This is a genomic window from Cyclobacterium sp., assembly GCF_014762705.1.
GTDB lineage: Bacteria > Bacteroidota > Bacteroidia > Cytophagales > Cyclobacteriaceae > Cyclobacterium.
Map to the genome: position 1 here is coordinate 40,226 of NZ_JABURL010000050.1, position 22,632 is coordinate 62,857.

Sequence of the window (22,632 nt, forward strand, 5' to 3'; positions counted from 1 at the left end):
GTCCCATGACTTCAAAGGAAATATTTGCAGAGATCAAAAAGAAACGGTCTTTTTTATGTGTAGGGCTGGATCCTGTGCTGGAGAAGCTTCCAAGGCACCTGCAGAAGGAAAAAGACCCGGTATATGTTTTCAATAAAATCATCATTGATCATACCATAGACCAGGCGGTGGCCTATAAACCAAATCTGGCCTTTTATGAAGCAATGGGCTCCAAAGGCCTGGAAATATTGGAAAAGACCCTGGAATACCTGCCTGCAGAGGTCTTTACCATAGCCGACGCCAAAAGGGGGGACATAGGCAATACCTCAAGTCTTTATGCCAGGGCATTTTTTGAGAAGATGAATTTCGATGCCATTACCGTGGCTCCGTATATGGGGGAAGACAGTGTTACCCCTTTTTTGAAGATTGAAGGTAAATGGGTGATTCTGTTGGCTTTGACCTCGAATCAGGGAAGTCAGGATTTTCAGATGATAACCGATGAAAAGCAAAAACCGCTTTTTGTTACAGTATTGGAGAAAAGCAAGGCCTGGGGAAATTCCGAAAACATGATGTATGTCGTTGGTGCCACACGTGTTAGCCATATAGAGACTGTCCGGCAGCTTGTTCCCAATCATTTTTTATTAGTGCCCGGGGTAGGAGCACAGGGCGGAAGCCTGGAGGAAGTGGCAAGGGCGGGAATGAATGCCCAGTGTGGCTTACTGGTCAATTCTTCCAGGGGCATTATTTATGCTTCCTCAGGCGAAGATTTTGGTTTGGCGGCAAAGAAGGAAGCAGAAAGCTTACAGGTTGCTATGGAAGAACTACTGAATACCTACTGTTAAAGAAAATTCTACCGACTCATCTTTGGTTTTTTTATTTTTATAGCTATATTAATAAGGTTTTTCAATGAATTTTTCATGGTTCAATTTCAGGAAGATTTTCTTCATCTGGTGTGGAAATACCAGTATTTTGATAAAAAGGGATTGGAAACCACCTCAGGAATTCCTTTGTTTATTCCAAAAATTGGATGGCACAACCAACACGAAGGCCCCGATTTCAAGGAAGCAGAGATAATCTTGGGAGGCATCAAGAATTATGGCCATGTGGAAATTCATTTGAAAGCTTCAGACTGGAAAGCACACCAGCACCAAAATGATCCTGCTTACAATAGCGTTGTATTGCATGTGGTTTGGGAACATGACGAAGAAGTTTTTAGGGCAGACGGAACCATTATTCCTACCTTATCCCTGTTTGGGAAGGTTCCACTGGACGTAATCAGAAACTATGAAAAATTGCTTTTTTCCCCTAATAAGCTTTTATGTAGCGAAGCTTTGGTAAAAGTCCCTGACATTTTAAAATTCTCCATGCTGGAAAAAGCCCTGGTGGAAAGATTGCAGGAAAAGAGTAGGATGGTGCTGACTTTATTGGAAGAAAACAAGCAGGATTGGGAAGAGACTGCTTACCAGTGGCTCTTTTACGCCTTTGGTTTCAAAACCAATGCTAATCCCATGCTTAAACTGGCCAAAAGCCTTCCCTATAAATTGATCAAGAAAAATGCAGGTACCCAGTCTTTGGTTGAGGCCATGGTTTTTGGTCAGGCAGGAATGATTCCAGCTACCCTGGGTTTGGATCAGAAGTACGAGAAAAAACTGGAAGCTGATTATGATTTCCTTCAAAGGAAATATAACTTGAAAAACGAATTATTCGGATCGGAATGGAAATTCATGAAAGTTAGACCGGGTAATTTTCCTTCATTGCGGCTTGCCCAATTGGCGGCTTTATTGAACAAGACACCAAACTTATTCTCAAATGTGCTTTATGAGCTTGACAATAAACTGGCTTTCAGGGAAATTTTTGAAATAAAAGTAAGCGAATATTGGCAACAGCATTACCATTTTGGCAAACCCATGAAACATAAATCAAGGGGAGGGTTAAGTTCCGGTATCCTGGATTTGTTGGCCATTAATTATGTGGTGCCGCTGTGGTATGCTTATGGTCAATATTCCGATTTGGGGCACTGGCAGGAAAAATGTTTCAATTTTCTGCAGGAGGTCTCTGAGGAAAAAAACAGGTTGACGGAGATTTATCTGGCTGCCGGCTGGTCACCCGTAAATGCTTTTGACAGCCAGGGGATGTTAGGCCTTTATCATGGGTATTGCTCCAAAAGAAGGTGTCTTTATTGCAAAATTGGCCAAAACCTGCTCAGGCCGAATCTGAAATGACCTTTGCATGGGATGGTAATTTCAATTAATTTTGCACTTCTAAATCAAAAACCATGGAAAAACCCATCATTATATTTGGGGCTAAGGGAATAGCCCATCCAGCTCTGGAAATTTTTAACAGCCATGATCTGGTGGTCTTTGGTTTTTTGGATGAGGATGAAAGCCTTCACAAAAAGGAAATCAATAACATCACCGTATTGGGAGGTCCCGAGGATGATGGATTTCTTAAATTGATCGGCAAGAAATGCGAAGCATTCGTGGCCATTGATGATGCAAAATATAGGGAGTCATTGGTGAAAATGCTCAATGAAAAAAGGAAAGTCCAACCTGTAAACGCCCTGCACCGGATGGCCTACATTTCTACAGATGCAGCCATAGGGCATGGGAATTTTATCAATGCCAAGGTAACCATAGGGGCAGCAGCCGAGATCGGTAATCATTGTATTTTACATACCAACGCCACCATAGAGCACCAGGCCAGGCTTGGTGATTTCGTGCAGGTAGGAGCAGGGGCAGTGGTGAACTCCGGAGTGACCATAGAAGATGGGGCATTCCTTGGCTCAGGAGTGACGGTAGTTGCGGGGGTCAAAATTGGGAAGAATGCCAGAATAGGAGCAGGTTCAGTCGTCATTGCAGATGTAGCTGCCAAACAGACTGTTTTTGGCAATCCTGCCAAGGTCATTGAAAAATAACCAGTAGAAGTATACTATTTATTCAAATAACACCCTGCCTGAAACAGGGCTTAAGTTATGGATTACAACATTTTATTGTATTATTGTTATGCCCAAATCGAGGATTTGGAAGCCTACAGGGATGAACATCACCTGTTTTGTATTGAAAACAATATCAGGGGAAGGATCATCGTTTCTTCTGAGGGCCTAAATGGGACAGTCTCCGGGTTAAAGGAAGACTGTGAAAAATACATGGCCTATGTTAGGGCTGATCCCAGATTCGCAGATACCGAATTTAAAATTGACACCCACCATGAACATGCCTTTGCCAAGATCAATGTTCGGGCAAAGGATGAAATCGTTCATTCCGGTTTGAAACATATCAACCCCAGGGTCAGGACCGGAAAACATCTGGAGCCTGATGAATTTAAAGCTTTGAAAGACCAGGAGGATGTGGTCATCCTTGATGTACGCTCCAACTATGAACATGAATTGGGGCATTTCAAAAATGCAGTGAGGTTGGATATGGATAACTTTCGGGATTTTCCGGAGAAAGTCAGGGAACTGGAGCACCTAAAGGAAAAGAAGGTGCTGACCTATTGCACCGGTGGCATTAAATGCGAAAAGGCCTCTGCTTTTCTGCTTGAACAGGGATTCAAAGATGTGTATCAGCTCCACGGAGGAATTATCAAATACGGAATGGAAGCCGGAGGAGAGGATTTTGAAGGAAAATGTTACGTGTTTGACAATCGCCTTGCAGTAGCGGTCAATCAGGTCAACCCTAAGATTGTGTCTAAATGTTTTGTTTGCGGAACAGCTTCAGACCGCATGGTCAACTGCGCCAATCCGGAATGTAACGAGCATGTGCCTATTTGTGAATCTTGTGGTTGGGAAATGGAAGGAGCTTGCTCTGAGGCCTGTAAAGCGCATCCCCAAAAGAGGCCATATAATGGTACCGGGTACTATCAAAAAAACACAAATGGGTACAATCCCTATAAAGGGTTTTATCAAAAACCTGACGCATCTAAAATAAAATCTGTTTTGCATGGTAAAACCCATACCTGAATCGGAACTCCTCATTAATCCTGATGGAAGTATTTACCATTTGAACCTCAAACCCGGGCAAGTGGCAGATACGGTGATCGCTGTAGGAGATCCCGATAGGGTAGGAAAGATTTCCAGGTACTTTGATACCGTGGAGTTAAAGGTTCGCAAAAGGGAGTTTGTTACCCACACTGGAACATACCAGGGTAAAAGACTGAGTGTCATCAGTACTGGTATGGGTACAGATAATGTGGAGATTTTTATGACCGAACTGGATGCTTTGTTTAATGTGGACTTTGCAACCAGGCTTCCAAAGCCCAATCCCCAAAGACTGACTATTATACGTGTGGGAACCTCCGGAAGCATGCGTGCCGAAATCCCCGAAGACAGTCTTTTGCTGTCCGATTATGCATTGGGGCTTGATACACTGATGGCTTTTTATAAGCTTCCACAAACCGATCTGGAACAGGACCTATCTTTTCAGGTAAAATCTGGTCTAAAATTGCCATTTATGCCTTATTGCGTACAGGGTTCAGCGGTGTTGAGGGCAAAGTTTAGTGAATTGCCTTCAGGTATAACAGTCACTTGTCCGGGTTTTTTTGGACCACAAGGTAGAAAAGTTAGGTTAAATCCTGTTTTAACTGATATTTTTGATCAATTGGCAAAGATAAATGTCCATGGACTTCAATGCTCCAATTTTGAAATGGAGACCGCAGGGTATTATGCCATGGGCAGGCTACTGGGGCATGAAACCCTTAGCCTAAATGCCATTATTGCCAACCGCATCACCAAAAACTTTTCAAGTTCCCCAGAGGAGCTAATAGAAAGATTAATTGCCGTCGTTCTGGAAAAAACAGGCTGAATCAAAAAGAAAGCATAAGTCTAAAAGTAAGCGATATTTTTACACCAGTGTATTATAAATCAGAACGGGTATGTACTGTTTCGTCCTGGACAGGTTTACAACAGATGAAACTCAAATTGTACAACTGACTTTGTTATTCATACTTTGGGATTATAAGACAAAATAGGTCAAGGAAACAATAACAGCGAATCAGCTGGAGAAGGCAATGACTTTTAATAAGTCATCAGGTATCGGGATATCAAGCGATGCCATCCAATTCGCTTAGTTCTAGCCAGCGCATTTCCAGGTCTGCGGTCTCTTTTTCAATGTTTTCTATTTCCATAGACCATTCTATCAGGGTCTGGTGGTTTTCTGTTCCCTCATTGATTTTGTTGATGTAGGACTCCTTTTTCTTGGCCAGATTTTCCAGGTCCTGAGAAATGGTTTCAAATTCTTTCTTGTCTTTGAAACTGGCTTTATTGGTGTTTTTGTCCTGATCCTTGCTATTGCCGGATTTTTTTTCCTCTGTTTTTTTTGTGGGACTGGTTTTTATGCGTTTCAAATTTTCACGGTAGTCTGTATAATTTCCGGGAAAATCACTGATTTTCCCCTCACCGTCAAATACAAACAGGTGTTCCACCAGTCTGTCCATAAAATACCTGTCATGAGAAACGATGACCAGGCAACCCGGAAAATTATCCAAAAAATCTTCCAGTGTATTCAGGGTGACAATATCCAGGTCATTGGTAGGTTCATCGAGGATCAGGAAATTTGGACTTTTTACCAGTACCATAAGGAGTTGTAGTCTCCTTCTTTCTCCCCCACTTAATTTTGAAACAGGGGTATGTTGCTGCTTGGGTGGAAACCCGAATTGATTGAGAAATTGGCTGACGGTAATGGTACTGCCACCCGCTACTGTTACCACTTCTGCCACCTCCTTGACAATATCAATCAAGCGCTTTGTTTCATCGAAACTATCCTCCTCTTGCCTGTAATAGCCAAAAGCGGTGGTTTGACCGATGGTGACCGTGCCTTTATCCGGGGATATCATTCCGGTGAGCATGTTGAGGAAGGTAGTTTTACCTGCTCCATTGGGGCCTATGATGCCAATTTTATCACCTTTTTTGAAAACATAACTAAAATCATTTATCAAGTTCAAATCGCCGTAGGATTTGTGGATTTTTTCGATTTCCACGATCTTTTTGCCCAGGCGTTGGGCAGTAACTTCCAGACTGATATCCCGCTCCTCCGATTTATTGAAAGCTTTTTCTTTGGTTTCCTCAAATGCATCAACCCTGTATTTGGCTTTGGTACCCCGGGCTTTAGGTTGCCTCCTGATCCAATCAAGCTCTTTTTTATAAAGGCTTTTGGCCTTTTCCTGTTCGGTGGCCTGAGCAGCTTTTCTATCAGCTTTTTTTTCCAGAAAGTATCCGTAATTTCCTGCATACCGATAAAGGTTGCCTTGCTCCAATTCCAGAATCTGGTTTGTTACTTTATCCAGAAAATATCGGTCGTGAGTTACCATTAGCAGGGAAAGGTTGGCTTTTGAAAGATATTCTTCCAGCCATTCGATAGTTTCCAGGTCCAGGTGATTGGTAGGTTCATCCAATAACAAGAGGTCGGGAAAATTTAATATTGCTTTGGCCAGGGCCACTCGTTTTCTTTGCCCTCCGCTGAGTGCTGATACCTGAATGCTGGTATCATGAAGGCCTAATTTACCCAAAACTTCATTGATCTGGTATTCAAAATCCCAGGCCTGCAACTGGTCCATTTTTTCGAACAGGGGCTGCAGCTTATCATTGTTTCCGTCTTTTTCTGCCTGCAATAGGGCCTTTTGATAGGCCTGAATTACTTGTATGGTTTCATTGTCCGGATCGTCAAAAATGGTTTGATAGATGCTTTTTTCTCCAGAAAAAACAGGGTTTTGGTGCACATAGGCTATCCTGGCTTCCAGGTTGATCACCACTTGCCCTTCGTCAGGGATCTCTTCACCCATGATAATTTTCATCAAAGTTGATTTTCCGGCACCATTAATACCTACAAGGGCTGTCTTTTGTCCCTGATCTATGCCAAAAGAAATCCTGGAAAAAAGCACACGCTCTCCAAAGGACTTACTCAAATTTTCTACGGATAGGTGATTCATAAGGCAAAATTACGATGGTATTTCGGATAATTCAATTTTTGCGGTCAGCCCGCACATGATTTTATTCCTTAGCGGCAATATTGAAGGGATCAGGTGGAAAATTATCAGGTGGTGAATGTGCAAATGCGAGTGTTAAACCAGTGCTAACTTCCAAATCCTCTGAACTATTCTGTTTGAATGAATAGCCTACTGCCTGATCCAATAAAAAAATGTATTCCTCGGGTTTTACATCAAAAATGCCAGGGCTTAAAAGCAATCTATACAGATCTTTAATTATTAAGTGAAAGTTGGTTTCCCAGAGCTTTTCTTTGCGGATTATTTCAATAGCTCATTGACGGCGTTGATTAAAGAACGGACGCTTTGTTTAAGATGAAAGAATGATTCTTCAAGGAAAGGTTTCGCATTTCCTCTATTGCTTTTGTATTTTTCTTCGAACTTTGCCTTTTTTTCATGGAGTTCTTTTTCGAGTTTTTCTTTGTTCTTGCGCAGTTCCTTAATTTTCTTCTCGATCTCTTCGCTGGCTTCTCCGGTTGCCTTTGTTCCTTTTTCGATCAGTACTTCGATTTTGCTACCGATTTCCTGAAGCATTTTTTCAATCTCTTCAAATCCTGATTTTTTCTTTTCCATGTCTTTTTTCTTTATTACGTTAAAAGTAACTAAAATTCTGTACAAAACATCAGAAAAAATGAAGCCGGGAGCGTAATGAAGGATAGTATCGGGAAAAAAAATGCCCCAGTTTTCAGGGGCATAAGATAGATGGTTTAACCGGCCAGTTTGATAAAGTATTTGTTCAAAATGGGCTCGTATAATTTGGAAAATGTCTTATAACACCAAACCCTGAACTCTTCCAGTTCTGTGGGAACCAGAAGGTTCAGTCCCTTGCGCAACTCCTTTTCAAAGAGTTTGCTGTCAAAACTTACCTTCAATAAAATAGTTTTAACATATTCCATCATGGGTCATGTTATTTTAAGTTAGTTTTAGGAAAAAGAATACTATTATTACTCCATACGGTAATAGATTTGATTTGTTACGTATAAAATATACTTGTTTATTTGCAGTTATATTTAAAGATAATACAATCATCTTATATGTGTTTAACGACGAAGCATTTTCTTTTCGTATTTCTCCTGGGCCTTTTTTCCAATCAGGCGATGGCTCAGGATATCAAAATTGAATTGGGAGAAAGTGAAGTTGCATTGAATGAAACTTTTACCATAAAAGTAACAGTCTCCGGGGAAAAGATACGGTCTTATGATCAGTTACCCGAAATTCCCGGATTTCAGAAGCAGGGAGTATCCCAAAGCTCATCCATGAATATCATCAATGGCCAAATGAGTAGTACCAATAGCATCATCCAATATTATAAACCCTTGAGAAAGGGCCAATTCACAGTGCCTGATTTTACGCTTTCTGTAAATGGGGAAGCTGTATCGACGCCCGGAAAGACCATCACTGTAATAGATGCACGGGCCAGTACCAGAAACAACCGTGCCTTAGACCCTTTGGATGATCTTTTTGGGAGAAGGGATGCCGAAGAGCCAGAGTATGTAGAGGTGGAGGATGATGCGTTCTTTTCTCTTTCGGTAGACAAAGAGGAAGTCTTTGTCGGAGAAGGATTTAACGTAAGTCTTGCTTTTTATATGTCTGAAGCCAATCAGGCTCCTTTCAATTTTCATGAGCCTGGAAAACAGCTTGAGCGGATTATCAATGAGATCAAACCGGGGAATGCCTGGGAGGAAAATTTTAACATCACCAGTATTCAACCGGAGAAAGTGGAATTTGGAGGAAAAATATGGACCAAATATAAGGTTTACGAAGCAAGTTTTTTTCCGTTTAATTCTGGAACCGTTGATTTTCCTCAGGTGGGCTGGGAAATGATCAAATACAGATTGGCAAAAAACCCAAGTTTTTTTGGAAGTAACCGCCTTCAGGATTTTAAAACCTTCTACTCACAACCCAAATCCATAAAGGTAAAACCGCTCCCCCCTCACCCCCTGAAAAATGAGGTGAGTGTAGGCAACTACCGATTGAGGGAAAGTTTTGAAGAACTTGAGGCACGGACCGGAGAAGGATTTACCTATGATTTTACCATTTTGGGTGAGGGGAATATCAGTTCCATTCGCCCACCGGTTGTAAAAAGAGGACAAAAACTCAATACTTTTGATCCAAATGAACAAGTGCAGATCAACAGGGGAAGGGGAAAAGTGACAGGTATGAAAGAGTTCAGTTATTTTATGACATTAAATGAACAGGAAAGGGTGGCTTTGAAAGATCATTTTGAATGGATTTATTTTAATCCGGATTTGGCCCAATACGACACCTTGCAACCAAAGGCGGTAGTCAATGTCACTGGGGAGAGCAGGATAAACCAGGCCATCTCTTCTTCACGTTTGGGAGGATTGTATGATCTGATAGAAGTTGAGGACAATAAGCTTTTAAACCAGGGATTTAAATATTATTTTTCCATCCTGATAAATGTTTTGCTCTTCATGGCACTGATTTTATTGGGGTTTTTGATTATAAAGAAAAATTAGTTCATGCGCAATACATTTGGTAATGTTTTCACTATCACCACCTTTGGTGAATCTCATGGTAAGGGGCTTGGCGTCATCATAGATGGTTGTCCGGCAGGAATAGCCATATCGGAAGAATTTATCAGAAAAGAGCTTCAACGCAGGAAGCCCGGACAATCAAAAATTACCACCCAGCGAAAGGAAGAAGATGAATTTGAAATCTTGTCCGGTGTGTTTGAGGGCCAGAGTACAGGTACGCCAATAGCTATAGTCATCTACAATACCGATCAAAAAAGCAAGGATTATTCGCATATTGCGGATAAATTCCGTCCCTCTCATGCTGATTTCACCTACCATGAAAAATATGGAGTTCGGGATTACCGTGGGGGCGGGAGGAGTAGTGCCAGGGAAACTGCCGCGAGGGTGGCTGCCGGGGCTGTTGCAAAATTAATGCTTGCCCAATATGGCATTACCATCAATGCTTACGTAAGCCAGGCTGGTCACATTCGTCTTGAAAAACCCTATGCTGAATTGGATTTTGGCCAAATTGAATCCAATATGGTTCGCTGTCCGGATTCAACAACGGCAGAGCAAATGATTGCCCTGATAGATGAGACCCGAAAAAACCGGGATACCATTGGTGGTGTGGTCAGTTGTGTGGCTCAGGGCGTACCTACGGCATTGGGTGAACCGGTTTTTGATCGTTTACATGCTGTTTTAGGCCATGCCATGCTTAGTATCAATGCGGTTAAGGGGTTTGAATATGGAAGTGGTTTTGAGGGGGTGAGCATGAAGGGATCCGAGCATAACGATGTTTTTTACAAAGAAGAAGGCAAAATAAAAACAAAAACTAACCATTCCGGCGGTATTCAGGGTGGTATTTCCAATGGAGAAGATATTTATTTTCGGGTAGCTTTTAAGCCTGTTGCTACCATCATGCAGGATCAGGAAAGCATCAATTCCGAGGGAGAAGCTACCACTGTCACTGGCAAAGGCCGCCACGACCCCTGTGTGGTGCCAAGGGCAGTGCCCATAGTCGAAGCCATGTGCGCTTTGGTAATTGCAGATTTTATCCTATTGAATCGTTCCAGCAAAATATAACCACCACAACCACTAATCACACATGAAAAAAAGAATACCCCTTCACACCCAAATTATCATCGGCCTGGTCCTGGGACTAATGGTAGGCCTGGGAGTAGTCAAATTGGGAATTTCGCCGGATTTTACCTTAAATTATATCAAACCTGTAGGGACCATTTTCATTAACGGACTGAAAATGATAGCTGTACCGCTGGTACTGGCCTCCCTGATTGTAGGGGTCTCTAACTTAGGTGACATCACCAAACTCAGCCGTATCGGTGGGAAAACCATTCTTACTTATATTTTTACCACCGCTCTTTCCGTGACCATAGGTTTAGTGATTGTAAATATTTTCAATCCGGGTAAAAGTTTGCCTACAGATACCAGGGACAACCTGATGAGTTTGTATGATGAAACTGCAGATAGTAAATCCCTTCAAGCCGAAGAATTAAAGCAACAAAGTCCCTTGCAGCCTTTGGTGGACATGGTGCCTGAAAATGTTTTCCTGGCAGCTACAGATAATGCCAGCATGCTACAGGTCGTGTTTTTTGCCATTATTGTCGGCATTGCACTGATTCAGATTCCCAAGAGTAAGGCCGAACCTGTAATTGCTTTTTTTGAAGGATTGAATGATGTCATAATCAAGATTGTCGGGTTCATCATGATACTTGCACCATATGGTGTTTTTGCCCTGATGGCTTCCCTCATAGTAGAAATAACGGGTGATAATCCGGATTCTGCCCTGGAATTACTCCTTGCGTTGCTAAAGTACAGCCTGGTAGTTTTGGGAGGCCTGTTTTTTATGATTTTATTCATTTACCCCATGATCCTGAAACTTTTCACCAAAGTCAGGTACCTTGATTTTTTCAAAGCGATCAGACCAGCGCAATTACTTGCTTTCACGACCAGCTCCAGTTCTGCCACTCTTCCTGTCACCATGAAGCAGGTGGAGGAGGAAATTGGTGTTTCTGAGGAGGTAAGTAGTTTTGTGTTGCCTCTGGGTGCCACCATTAATATGGACGGAACAAGCCTCTATCAGGGAGTAGCAGCTGTATTTATTGCCCAGGCCCTGGGAATGGACTTGACTTTAAGTCAGCAGTTGTTGATCGTGATGACCGCTACACTTGCCTCAATTGGAACGGCAGGGGTACCTGGCGCGGGAATAATCATGCTGATTATTGTTTTGGAGTCCATAGGCGTACCAGCAGCAGGGATTGCTTTGATACTCGCCCCTGATCGTATTTTGGATATGTTCAGGACAATTGTAAATGTAACAGGAGATGCAATGGTATGCACCGTGGTCGCCTCTACTGAGGGGGAATTGCCAGAAGGTCTGGTGCGCAAAGCAAACCCATTGACGGCATCCTGAAAATCAATAATCGCAGGAAATATACCTTTTCCGAACCATCATTGATTCCCTGGCGTTTCAGTGGTAGAAAATATAGCGTACTTAAATATTGTGATCAATGTTAGAAGCAGAGAAAAAGCCGGTTCATCTTTACATGGAAGCCAACCCCAATCCCAATTCTTTAAAGTTTGTTGCCAACTTCATGTTGGCAGATGATGGGGTGAGTTTTGATTTTCCGGATGAAAAAAGTGCAGAGAATGCACCTTTGGCCAAAGAGCTATTCAATTTTGCAGCTGTAGAAAGGGTATTTATCGCATCCAATTTTGTTACCGTAACAAAAAAAGCCGATATACCATGGGAAACCATTCAAGATCATATCCGAAATCATATCAAGGAGTTTTTATCTTCCGGGAAGCAACCTGTAACGACTCAATTTGAGCAAGATCCACTTTTCGATGAAAATGATAGCGAAACGGTAAAAAAAATCAAAGGCATCCTGGATGAATACATTCGACCTGCAGTGGAACAAGATGGAGGAGCCATTGTCTTTCATAGTTTTCAGGATGGTATCGTTAAGGTGTTGCTGCAGGGCGCATGTTCAGGCTGTCCCTCAAGTACCATTACCTTAAAAGCAGGAATTGAAAACTTACTCACCGGAATGTTGGAAGAGGTCAAAGGTGTGGAAGCCGAAGGAGTATAGTTTGTAGCTTTTCATTAGCAGATCAATGGTCCTTGGAAGGTGGATTGGAGGGATTTTGGGTCTATTTTCAGTCCTTATAAGACTTGTTTCTCAAAACTACCCCAGCTTCACTGAAGTATGGTATGCCAGGGGTCTTTATCCTGCCATTAGAGGTATACTCGATTATTCCATTACGCTTCTTCCTATTCCAGCATTTTACCTGCTGCTAGCAGGGCTGCTCTGGCTGGGATGGGTTTTTTTTAAAGGATTGATCAAAGAAATCAAGGGTTTCAGGTCGAGATTGTATTTTTGCTTCAGGAGATTGATAAACTTTTCCGGTTGGATCGTATTTTTTTTCCTTTTTCTCTGGGGCTATAATTATTACAGGATCCCGCTTTACCAGCATTTATCCTTGCAGCCAGCACCATTGAACACGGAATTGTTGCTACAGGAAATGGCAGCTACTCAGGCTGGTCTGTTTCACCTTAGAGGACGCCTTCAACAGGATAGCGATACTATTGTCAATTTTTGGGATTTTAAGGATCACAGGGAATTGCTTAGAAGAGAAATGAAAATCATTTTGTCAGATATGGGTTATTCCTGGCGGGGAATGCCTACGGTGAAACAGTTTTATCCTTCAGGAATGATGAGAAGAATGGGTATTTTCGGTATTTATTTCCCTTTTACAGGCGAAGGCTATCTTGATCCTTCCCTACATCCATTGGAAAAAAGCTTTACACTTGCCCATGAATTGGCTCATGGTTTTGGGATTACAGATGAGGGAGAAGCCAACTTCATCGCCTGGCTGGTTTGTGCTGAAAGCAGTGATCCTTTTCTGAAATATGCGGGAGAACTCAAACTTTTCAGGTACCAGTTGAACGATTTGCATAGAATGGACCGGGAATCGTACAGTCAGTTTACAGAAAATATTCCCATAGCCATTAAATCGGATATAGTGGAAATCCAAAAAGCCAACCTGGAAATCAGACCTTATTCGCTTGAATTAAGCCGGAAATCCAACGATTTGTACCTGAAATCTCAGGGGATTAAAGCAGGGGTAAAGAGTTATGCCCAACTCCCCATGCTGGCTTTTGCATGGAGATCAAAATCCGGAAATTCTTATTGAAGCGGAAATAGCACCTGGGAATCTTCCTGTAGCCTTTCCCCTCGCAGAGAAAGCTTATACCGGAACCAGGGTAAAAGACCTATAATATTAAGCCAAGCCGTCAGGAAAAGTCAAAATAAAAACTGAACCATTTCCTTCCACACTTTTTACGTCTATTTTACCTCCAAGCCTGTGTGCATTCTGAAAGCAGAGGTGTAATCCCATTCCGGTACCTTTTTCCTGCTCGGTTCCATAAGTGGATTTGATGTCCTGATCAAATATCTTTTTCTGGCGTTCTTCAGAAATACCTACTCCATCATCCTGAATGGAAATGCTCACTGATCTGCCTTTGGCATTTATTTCAACCTTTACTTTACCCCCTATAGGTGTAAATTTAATGGCATTTTGCACAAGGTTCCTGTAAATAAGCAGTAGTCGGTCCGTTTCAATTTTAACCAAAGGGTTTTTTTTGTACTCCAGGAGAAGAGCTATTTGTTTTTGCTTGGCCATTACTTTAAAAATCTCTGTTGTATCTTCAATCAGCGCTTTTAATTTGATTTCCCTGACCCGTACGGTTTTGTTTTTTAGTTCGAATGAAGACCAATCCAGGATATTTTCCATCATATTATAGGTCCTGCTGGTTATTTTTGACAATTCTTCGTGAAGAAACGCAACCTCTTCGGGTGGCAGATCTCCGTTTTTCATCAACTCCATGGTTTGCATGATGGATTGAAGTGGGTTTTTTAGGTCATGTGAAATAATGGTGATGATTTTATCTTTTTGGGCACTGGTCTTAGTTAAACTTCGGTTTAGCTGCATCAATTCATTGGTTTTTTCTTTTACCTTGTTTTTCTGAACCCGGTAAAATTTTTTTAATGTCAGCACCAAAAAAGTGATTCCTGCCAGGCAGGCAGCATAAGTGAGCGTGTGGTCCACAAAAATAATATCCTTGCTGTTATACATTTTTGGTATCCACACTTCATGAAATACACCTATATAATAAAGGATAAAAAAGAATGTTCCATTGACCAGGGTCCAGAAAACATATCCACCATGAGTGGATACACTGAGAATAACAAGGTGGGAAAGAAGAAAAATGTAAAAAATGGGCCCCTGAATACCATCATTATAAAAAAAGCTAATTGCTAAAAAAGGATAGATGGACAGCCCGAAAATATAATAAGCCAACTTGTATTTGTTTTTTTTTCTTAGCAGGTTAAAGCAAACTAAAAGTCCTGCAATCACAAATAGAGTCAGCCCGATTAAAACAAAATTTCCAATAATCAGATTGAAAAAAGCCATGGCAATCATGAAGAAAAAAGCAATAACCAGCGTGGCATTGAATATTTGTTTCTCCATGACCGGGTTCTTTTCCCAGTAGAACAAATGCTTAGTGTATGTCTTTATGTCTTTCCAAAAATTCACTTTCCACCGTTGAGGTTAGGTTTTTACGCTTCCTTCTTTTTTTCGAAAACGGAAATAAATTCAAACATCTCGCCATCAAAAAGACCCTGATCGCTTATTTTAATCTGAGGGATAACCAATAATGCCATAAAGCTTAACGACATGAATGGAGATTGAAGTGAAGATCCCATGTTTTTGGCCATTTTATCCAACAGGGTGTATTGTTCCGCCACTTTAAAAGCATCCTGATGGCTCATCAGGCCTGCTACAGGCAAGGGTAGCACACTTTCCTTTTCATTTGCAACTGCGGATAATCCTCCCTGATGGGTAATGATAAGGTTAGCTGCTTGTATCATGGCTTCATCAGTGCAGCCCACAACGATGATATTATGGGAATCGTGGGCTACGGAGGAAGCGATGGCCCCTTCTTTTAACCCAAAACCTTTCACCAAAGCTACCTGAGGCTTACTGTTAATGGCATACCGGTTGATCACGGCAATTTTTAAAATATCTTTTTCTGGATCTGAGATCACTTTTCCTCTCTCAGCCCTCACTTTTGCCACAATGGTTTTTGTAATCAGTTGCCGGTCGAGCACCTGTATGATTTTTGCCGGGCCTTCTTCTTTAATTAAATCAAAGACATTCCCTGAAAGGGGCTTTGCCTTGAAATGGTTGATGGGAATGCAGCTTAAACTTGAAATTTCGGATATCCCATTATTGGCGACCATTTGCCCATTGATGTAGGTTTGCCTGGGAATAAAATCAACCAGGTTTTCTACCACAATAAAATCGGCCGGATCACCTTCCTTACACAAGCCTACATCCAATCCATAATGGGCTACTGGTGTGATGCAGGCAGCCCTCAGAACGTCAAACAAGTCCTTTCCCAATGCCACTGCCCGGGCCACAAGTTGATTGATATGGCCATCCAATAAGCTGTCGGGATGTTTGTCATCTGAGCAAAACATCAGTTGTTTAGGGGTTTCATCCATTAAGTCAATCAAGGCATCAAAATTTTTTGCCGCACTGCCTTCGCGGATAGCTACTTTCATGCCATAGCTGATTTTGTCTCTCGCTTCTTCTATCGTAAAACATTCATGGTCAGTGGATATACCTGCCGCCGCATATTTTGCCGCATTTTCTCCCATTAGGCCTGGAGCATGACCGTCAACGGGTTTTCCATATTTTTTGGCCAGCTTTATTTTTTCTTGTACCAAAACATCCCCTGATAGCACTCCCGGCCAATTCATCATTTCTGCGAGATAAAGCAGGTTTTTCTCCCGGAACAGTTGATCAATTTCGTCCGGGGTGATAGCTGCACCTGCAGTTTCAAAAGATGTGGCAGGAACGCAGGAAGGTGCGCCAAAAAAAAATTTAAACGGCGTATCATGGCCATTGTCAATCATAAAACTTATTCCATCCATGCCGCAGACATTGGCAATTTCGTGGGGGTCAGAGACGGTGGCTACGGTGCCATGCAAAACTGCCAATCTGGCAAACTCCGAAGGAACAAGTAATGAAGATTCAATATGCACATGAGCATCTACAAAGCCCGGAAGCAGGTATTGTTCGGGAGCGTCAGCAATTCTCTTTATGGCTTTGATTTTTTTGCCGCTTACTTGTATTTCAGCGGGATAAATGTCTTGGTTTTGAATATCTACAAAATGTCCTGTTACACTGAAAGCTGTCGTCATTCTATTGTGAAAAGTTAAAATAGTGCTTATGCTGCTGTTTCCTTTACCTGAGCTGGATAAATACCAATACAAAATAGGTCTGCTGCCCAGAATAGTCATAAATATACTATATTTGCATTTGAAAAGGAAAGCAGTTAACAACTCATTTTTTTGATGAAGAGAATAATTATTGCCATTGACGGTTATTCCGGGTGTGGAAAGAGTACCACGGCCAAAGCAGTAGCCAGGGCTTTAGGGTATACCTATCTGGATTCAGGTGCCATGTATAGGGCGGTTACTTTGTTTTTTATAGAAAATTACATTAACCCGGATATTCCAAAAGAAGTAAGCAAGGGTTTGCAAGAACTTGATATCTCATTTCATCAGGATGCTCCAAGCGGAGTCCAACAAGTTTACCTTAACGGTGTTAATGTAGAAGAGGAAATCAGAGGAATGCAGGTGTCTTCCAGGGTTAGTGAAATCAGTAAATTAGAAGAAGTCCGAAGAGCCATGGTTGAAAAACAAAGGAAACTGGGAAAAAAGAAGGGAATTGTGATGGATGGCAGGGATATTGGTACAGTTGTATTTCCAAAAGCCGAATTAAAGGTATTTATGAAAGCGGATACAGGCATAAGAGCAGCCCGAAGGCAAAAGGAGCTTTTGGAAAAGGGAGAAATGCTTAGTTTGGATAAAGTAAAAGAAAATCTTGAAAACAGAGATGCCATTGATACCACAAGGGCTATAAGTCCATTAGTTAAAGCGGACGATGCAATCGAATTGGATACCAGTTATCTGGATTTTGAAGAGCAGGTTTCCAGGATAATTGAATTGGCTAAAAAGAGAATGAATTGAATTTATGGAAGTTACAATAGATAAGAATTCGGGATATTGTTTTGGTGTGGAATATGCCATTAAAATGGCTGAAGATGAAATGGCTGATAATCAAAAGCTCTATTGTCTTGGAGATATCGTTCATAATGACATGGAAGTGAGGAGGTTAAGTGATAAGGGTCTGGTGGTAATTGACCGGGAAGATTTGCAGTGCCTGCGTGATTGCAAGGTATTGATCCGTGCCCATGGTGAGCCTCCTGAAACTTATCGTACAGCGATAAAGAACAATATTGAGTTGATTGATGCCTCCTGTCCGGTAGTTTTGAAACTGCAGCACAGGGTAAAGACTGCCTTTGATAAAATGGAAAAACAGGAGGGTCAAATTGTGATTTACGGTAAAAAAGGGCATGCCGAAGTAATTGGCCTTACAGGACAGACACTGGAGAAAGCCATTATTGTAATGGAGGATAAAGATCTGGATCAAATTGATTTTTCCAGGCCGGTTACCCTGTTCAGCCAGACAACCAAGAGTACCAGAGGGTTTTATGAACTAAAGGAAAAGATTGAAGAAAGGATTAGATCAGAAAAGGGGAGCCTGGAAGAGATGGATTTCAACGCCAACGATTCTATATGCAGGCAAGTTTCAAACAGGGAGCCTCAATTATTGAAATTTTCCGAAGAAAAAGACGTCATCTTTTTTGTTTCCGGCAAGAAAAGTTCAAATGGAAAAGCATTGTTTCAGGTATGCAAAGGAGTGAATCCCAGAAGCTATTTTGTCGAAAATGAGCAGGATATAAATCCGGACTGGATACGCCCCGAAGATAGTGTTGGAATATGCGGTGCCACTTCCACTCCCATGTGGTTGATGGAACAGGTAAAAGAATACCTTCTTTCCATGGATGAAAACCCGATAGAAGCAGGATAATAAAATCAAGGCTCTACCAAAGGCTTTTGATGATAATTTGGCAAATAATCACAGATTTAGCTTCTTAAAACTAATGTAATTTATTAGATTTGAGGCGTTTTTCATAGGACCATATAGTTTCAAAAATCAAATATGTCAAAACAAATCAAGCTTAAGAAAGGGTTTGATATTCGCCTGGTAGGGAAAGCCGAGAAAAAAATTGGCAACTTCCAACCTGTCAAAACCTTTGCCATCAAGCCTACAGATTTCATCGGAATGCAAAGACCAAAGGTCCTTGTAAAGGAAGGTGATTCGGTGAAGGCAGGCACCCCCATATTATTTGACAAGAAAATGGAAAAAGTGCAATACGTTGCACCTGTATCCGGAGAAATTGTTGAAATCAAACGTGGAGAAAAAAGGAAACTGCTTGAAATCAAAATTCTTGCTGATACCGAGATTGATTTTGAAAGTTTCGAGAAATTTAACGAAGCCGACATTCAGGCAGCTAGCCGGGAAAAAATTGTAGATCATCTGGCTGTCACTGGTGTATGGCCCCAACTCATTCAGCGCCCCTACGGCATAGTAGCCAATCCTGAGGAGGAGCCGAAAGCCATTTTTATCTCGGGATTTGATACCCATCCCCTGGCACCTGACTATGATTTTTTGCTTAAGGGCCAGTCCAACTATTTCCAGTTGGGCATCAATGTACTGCAAAAGCTGACCAAGGGAAAAGTCAACCTGGGTTTATCCGCCGATCATAAATCAGAAGAGCTCTCCAATATTAAGGGAACCGAAATCAACCACTTTTCGGGTCCTCATCCTTCAGGGAATGTTGGAGTACATATCCACCACATTTCTCCGATCAACAAAGGTGAAGTGGTATGGACTATCAATCCTTACGGTGTGGTACAGATAGGTAAATTATTCGCCAATGGAATCTATGATGCTTCCAAGCTCATTGCCATTGCAGGTTCGGAAACCAAATCACCACTTTATGCACAGACCTATATAGGAAGCTGTGTGGATAGTTTTGTGGCAGGGAATACAAAGACAGAAAAGGTCAGGGTGATTTCCGGCAATGTACTAACCGGAGAAAAAATTAACCGGGACGGGTATGTTGGTTTTTATCAGCATCAGATAACCATTATTCCTGAAGGGGATTATTATGAGTTTCTGGGTTGGATGAAACCTACTGCCGAAAAACTGAGTTACCATAAAGCACTTGGGTTGCTTTCTTTTCTATTCCCTAAAAAGGAATATGCCTTGGATTCCAATGCCAGGGGTGAAGAAAGGGCATTTGTCCAGACCGGTGTATTCGAAAGTGTTACTCCCATGGACATTTATCCAGTATATTTGTTAAAGGCCATCATGGCTGAAGATTTTGATGAAATGGAGGAGTTGGGTATTTATGAAGTGGTAGAAGAAGATCTGGCTCTTTGTGAATTTGTGGATGTTTCAAAACACCCTGTCCAGGAAATAGTTAGGAAAGGTATAGAACTTATTCAATACAGTTAGACAATATGGAGTTTTTACGCAATCTGTTGGATAAACAGAAACCCTTATTTCAAAAGGGAGGAAAATTGGAAAACCTTTATTACTTGTACGAGGCAGGTGAGACATTTTTGTTTTCACCCAAGCATACCACAGGTCCCAGAGGTGCGCAGGTAAAGGATGCCATTGACTTAAAGAGAATGATGATCACCGTGGTGATTGCCATGATACCCTGTCTTTTGTTTGGTATTTATAATACGGGCCACATGCATTTCCTGGCAGTGGGTGAAGAGGCCAGTTTTGGGGATAAATTTATTTTGGGTTTGACCCTGGTTTTGCCGATAGTTATCGTTTCTTATGCCGCAGGAGGATTAGTAGAAGCTACTTTTGCTGTTATTAGAAAACATCCGATCAATGAAGGCTTCCTTGTTACTGGAATGCTCATCCCCTTGGTTGTACCTGCCACTACCCCATTGTGGCAAGTGGCATTGGCAACGGTTTTCGCAGTTGTCATCGCCAAGGAGGTTTTTGGTGGAACGGGAATGAATATCCTGAATGTAGCCATGACCGCAAGGGCATTTTTATATTTTGCCTATCCGGCACAGATTTCTGGTGATCAGGTCTGGACCTATTTAGGGGATAAAGTGCCGATTGACGGATTTTCCGGGGCTACTGCCTTGGCGGTTGCCTACCAGTCCGGACAAGAAGGAGTTAATGCTGTTTCCAATCTGGGGAGTCACAATTCTGCAGTAATGGAAGGGATGTTTAGTTTTTCAAACATGTTTCTTGGATTTATTCCAGGCTCTATTGGAGAGACCTCTACTCTCATGGTATTGTTGGGAGCCGCTATTTTGCTCTTTACAGGCGTTGCAAGCTGGAAAATTATGGTAAGTGCATTCGGAGGTGCTTATATCATGGCAGCGGTCATGCAACTACTGGCAGTAAATGAATATATGGCCCTGCCAGCGCATTATCATCTAGTAATGGGGGGTATAGCCTTTGGGATCGTTTTTATGGCGACTGACCCCGTATCAGCAGCCCAAACCGAATCCGGAAAATGGGTTTACGGTCTTTTGATTGGTGTACTGACCATCATTATCCGGGTGACCAATCCGGCATATCCCGAAGGAATCATGTTGGCAGTGCTGTTTATGAATGTATTTGCCCCATTGATTGATCATTATGTAGTAAAAGCAAATAAGAAAAGGAGGTTACAACGTGCAACAGTCTAACGGATACATTATCACATTTTCTATTATTCTTACTGTCGTTCTAGGTTTATTGCTTTCTGGTACAGCGGAAGTACTGAAACCTATTCAAAAAAAGGCAGAAGAATTGGATACTAAAAAGCAGATTTTGGGTGCTGTAATTTCTTCCGATGAAATCGGAGAAATGAAGCCTGAGGAAGTCAATACTTATTACGAAGAAAGGATAGCATCTAAGGTAGTAAATATAGAAGGGGAGGAAGTTGAAGAACAAGATGGTGCTACGGTAACCGCAGAATCGGTAGATATTGAGAGAAACTACAAAAAGGCCCCTGAAGACAGGCTTTATCCCGTTTTTATTTATCACGAGGAAGGAAGCGAGGATGATATTATTGCCTATATTTTCCCGGTTTATGGAAGCGGTTTATGGGACAGTATTTGGGGTTACCTGGCATTAAAGACTGATTTGGCGACAATAGAAGGCGTTACATTTTCTCATGCAGGGGAGACTCCTGGTCTGGGAGCAAGGATAACTTCTCCTGATGTCCAGGAAAGGTTTAAGGAGAAGGCAGTATATGATGATGAAGGTAATCTTGTCTCGGTAAAGATGCAGAAAGGGGAAGGAAAAGATTATTCAGGAGATCCGCATAAGGTTGATGGCTTATCAGGTGCTACTATTACTGCACAAGGAGTTAATAATATGTTGAGTAATTACCTGGAACATTACCAATCTTTTATTAAAAAGGAAAAAGGTGGTAATCCTGAATTGGCCGCTTTAAAATGATTTGGAACGTTTCATTACAGAAGATATTATGAGTACAGAAACAGAAGAAAAGGAATTGGTAATAAAAGATTCCGAACCATTACTTTCAAAAAGAAGAAAAAAGCTCGTTACAGATCCACTTGTTGATGATAATCCTATAACCATACAGGTTTTAGGAATTTGCTCGGCACTTGCGGTAACCACACAAATGCAGCCTACGCTGGTTATGGCTTTATCTGTAATTTTTGTTATCGTTATGTCAAATCTTACTATATCACTTTTAAGGAATACAATTCCAACCAGGGTGAGGATCATAGTACAGCTTGCCGTGGTTGCAACGTTGGTTACCTTGGTCAATGAAGTGCTTAAAGCCTTTGCTTATGACATGTACAAGGAGCTTTCAGTATTTGTTGGATTGATAATTACCAATTGTATTGTAATGGGTCGATTGGAAGCCTTTGCTTTGGGTAATAAACCTTATGATTCCATATTGGATGGTTTCGGAAGTGCTTTGGGTTACTCATGGATTATCCTTACGGTTGCCTTTTTCCGGGAATTGTGGGGATCTGGATCTCTTTTCGGTATACCCATTTTTGATGGAATCTCCAGTTTGTTTGGAGAGGATTTTCAGCTTGCTACCAATGGGCTGATGGTTTCTCCAGTAGGAGCATTTATTATTTTGGGATTACTGATTTGGGTGCAACGCACCAAAACAGGATATGTAGAACATTAATAA

General features: G+C 41.6%; 21 protein-coding genes. 16 read left to right on the forward strand and 5 right to left on the reverse strand.

Annotated elements, in window-relative coordinates; all coding sequences use genetic code 11:
• The first annotated feature begins 5 nt into the window (after positions 1–5).
• The 5 genes from pyrF to HUJ21_RS09445 all read left to right on the forward strand — a co-directional run bounded on the left by pyrF (position 6) and on the right by HUJ21_RS09445 (position 4,778).
• Positions 6–821, forward strand: coding sequence for an orotidine-5'-phosphate decarboxylase (gene pyrF / locus HUJ21_RS09425; protein WP_291369104.1), 816 nt, complete (start codon positions 6–8; stop codon positions 819–821).
• A 75-nt stretch (positions 822–896) separates the two neighbouring features.
• The gene (locus HUJ21_RS09430) at positions 897–2,201 is read left to right on the forward strand and encodes a DUF2851 family protein (RefSeq protein WP_291369106.1); all 1,305 of its coding nucleotides are present in this window, start codon (positions 897–899) and stop codon (positions 2,199–2,201) included.
• A 53-nt stretch (positions 2,202–2,254) separates the two neighbouring features.
• Positions 2,255–2,893, forward strand: a complete 639-nt coding sequence (locus HUJ21_RS09435; RefSeq protein ID WP_291369108.1) for an acetyltransferase — start codon at positions 2,255–2,257, stop codon at positions 2,891–2,893.
• A 57-nt stretch (positions 2,894–2,950) separates the two neighbouring features.
• Positions 2,951–3,937: a rhodanese-related sulfurtransferase gene (locus HUJ21_RS09440; protein WP_291369110.1), complete on the forward strand. Its 987-nt coding sequence runs from the start codon at positions 2,951–2,953 to the stop codon at positions 3,935–3,937.
• Complete coding sequence (locus tag HUJ21_RS09445) at positions 3,918–4,778, forward strand: nucleoside phosphorylase (RefSeq protein WP_291369111.1); 861 nt, start codon at positions 3,918–3,920, stop codon at positions 4,776–4,778. The genes HUJ21_RS09440 and HUJ21_RS09445 overlap by 20 nt, the downstream gene beginning before the upstream one ends.
• A 238-nt stretch (positions 4,779–5,016) precedes the next feature.
• On the opposite strand, the gene HUJ21_RS09450 is transcribed toward HUJ21_RS09445, so the two are convergent.
• The 3 genes from HUJ21_RS09450 to HUJ21_RS09460 all read right to left on the reverse strand — a co-directional run bounded on the left by HUJ21_RS09450 (position 5,017) and on the right by HUJ21_RS09460 (position 7,853).
• On the reverse strand, positions 5,017–6,900 hold the full coding sequence (locus HUJ21_RS09450; protein WP_291369113.1) for an ABC-F family ATP-binding cassette domain-containing protein: 1,884 nt from the start codon (positions 6,898–6,900) through the stop codon (positions 5,017–5,019).
• A gap of 315 nt (positions 6,901–7,215) precedes the next feature.
• Entirely contained in the window at positions 7,216–7,527 is a 312-nt protein-coding gene (locus HUJ21_RS09455) for a hypothetical protein (protein WP_291369115.1), read from the reverse strand.
• Positions 7,528–7,661: 134 nt separating this feature from the next.
• Positions 7,662–7,853: a hypothetical protein gene (locus HUJ21_RS09460; protein WP_291369116.1), complete on the reverse strand. Its 192-nt coding sequence runs from the start codon at positions 7,851–7,853 to the stop codon at positions 7,662–7,664.
• 135 nt (positions 7,854–7,988) lie between these two features.
• Between HUJ21_RS09460 and HUJ21_RS09465 the strand changes: the two genes are divergently transcribed.
• The 5 genes from HUJ21_RS09465 to HUJ21_RS09485 all read left to right on the forward strand — a co-directional run bounded on the left by HUJ21_RS09465 (position 7,989) and on the right by HUJ21_RS09485 (position 13,646).
• On the forward strand, positions 7,989–9,434 hold the full coding sequence (locus HUJ21_RS09465) for a BatD family protein (RefSeq protein WP_291369118.1): 1,446 nt from the start codon (positions 7,989–7,991) through the stop codon (positions 9,432–9,434).
• Positions 9,435–9,437: 3 nt separating this feature from the next.
• Positions 9,438–10,514 (forward strand): chorismate synthase, encoded by a 1,077-nt coding sequence (gene aroC / locus HUJ21_RS09470; RefSeq protein ID WP_291369120.1) that lies wholly within the window; start codon positions 9,438–9,440, stop codon positions 10,512–10,514.
• Between the two features lie 22 nt (positions 10,515–10,536).
• Positions 10,537–11,862, forward strand: coding sequence for a dicarboxylate/amino acid:cation symporter (locus HUJ21_RS09475; RefSeq protein WP_291369122.1), 1,326 nt, complete (start codon positions 10,537–10,539; stop codon positions 11,860–11,862).
• Positions 11,863–11,959: 97 nt separating this feature from the next.
• On the forward strand, positions 11,960–12,541 hold the full coding sequence (locus HUJ21_RS09480) for a NifU family protein (RefSeq protein WP_166150157.1): 582 nt from the start codon (positions 11,960–11,962) through the stop codon (positions 12,539–12,541).
• Positions 12,542–12,566: 25 nt separating this feature from the next.
• A complete protein-coding gene (locus HUJ21_RS09485; RefSeq protein ID WP_291369125.1) occupies positions 12,567–13,646 on the forward strand; it encodes a DUF3810 domain-containing protein in 1,080 nt (359 codons plus the stop codon).
• Between the two features lie 87 nt (positions 13,647–13,733).
• On the opposite strand, the gene HUJ21_RS09490 is transcribed toward HUJ21_RS09485, so the two are convergent.
• Both HUJ21_RS09490 and ade read right to left on the reverse strand, forming a co-directional pair.
• On the reverse strand, positions 13,734–14,984 hold the full coding sequence (locus HUJ21_RS09490; RefSeq protein WP_291369127.1) for a HAMP domain-containing sensor histidine kinase: 1,251 nt from the start codon (positions 14,982–14,984) through the stop codon (positions 13,734–13,736).
• A gap of 89 nt (positions 14,985–15,073) precedes the next feature.
• A complete protein-coding gene (gene ade / locus HUJ21_RS09495; protein ID WP_291369129.1) occupies positions 15,074–16,723 on the reverse strand; it encodes an adenine deaminase in 1,650 nt (549 codons plus the stop codon).
• A gap of 153 nt (positions 16,724–16,876) precedes the next feature.
• Between ade and cmk the strand changes: the two genes are divergently transcribed.
• The 6 genes from cmk (at position 16,877) to HUJ21_RS09525 (ending at position 22,629) form a co-directional block, all read left to right on the forward strand.
• A complete protein-coding gene (gene cmk / locus HUJ21_RS09500) occupies positions 16,877–17,554 on the forward strand; it encodes a (d)CMP kinase (RefSeq protein ID WP_291369131.1) in 678 nt (225 codons plus the stop codon).
• 4 nt (positions 17,555–17,558) lie between these two features.
• Positions 17,559–18,458 carry a 4-hydroxy-3-methylbut-2-enyl diphosphate reductase gene (locus HUJ21_RS09505; protein WP_291369133.1) on the forward strand — a complete coding sequence of 300 codons (900 nt, stop codon included), beginning with the start codon at positions 17,559–17,561 and terminating at the stop codon, positions 18,456–18,458.
• 132 nt (positions 18,459–18,590) lie between these two features.
• Positions 18,591–19,952, forward strand: a complete 1,362-nt coding sequence (locus HUJ21_RS09510; protein WP_291369135.1) for a Na(+)-translocating NADH-quinone reductase subunit A — start codon at positions 18,591–18,593, stop codon at positions 19,950–19,952.
• A gap of 5 nt (positions 19,953–19,957) precedes the next feature.
• A complete protein-coding gene (locus HUJ21_RS09515) occupies positions 19,958–21,160 on the forward strand; it encodes an NADH:ubiquinone reductase (Na(+)-transporting) subunit B (RefSeq protein WP_291369137.1) in 1,203 nt (400 codons plus the stop codon).
• A complete protein-coding gene (gene nqrC, locus HUJ21_RS09520; RefSeq protein WP_291369139.1) occupies positions 21,147–21,917 on the forward strand; it encodes an NADH:ubiquinone reductase (Na(+)-transporting) subunit C in 771 nt (256 codons plus the stop codon). The genes HUJ21_RS09515 and nqrC overlap by 14 nt, the downstream gene beginning before the upstream one ends.
• 28 nt (positions 21,918–21,945) lie before the next feature.
• Positions 21,946–22,629 (forward strand): NADH:ubiquinone reductase (Na(+)-transporting) subunit D, encoded by a 684-nt coding sequence (locus tag HUJ21_RS09525; protein ID WP_291369141.1) that lies wholly within the window; start codon positions 21,946–21,948, stop codon positions 22,627–22,629.
• Positions 22,630–22,632 lie beyond the last annotated feature (3 nt).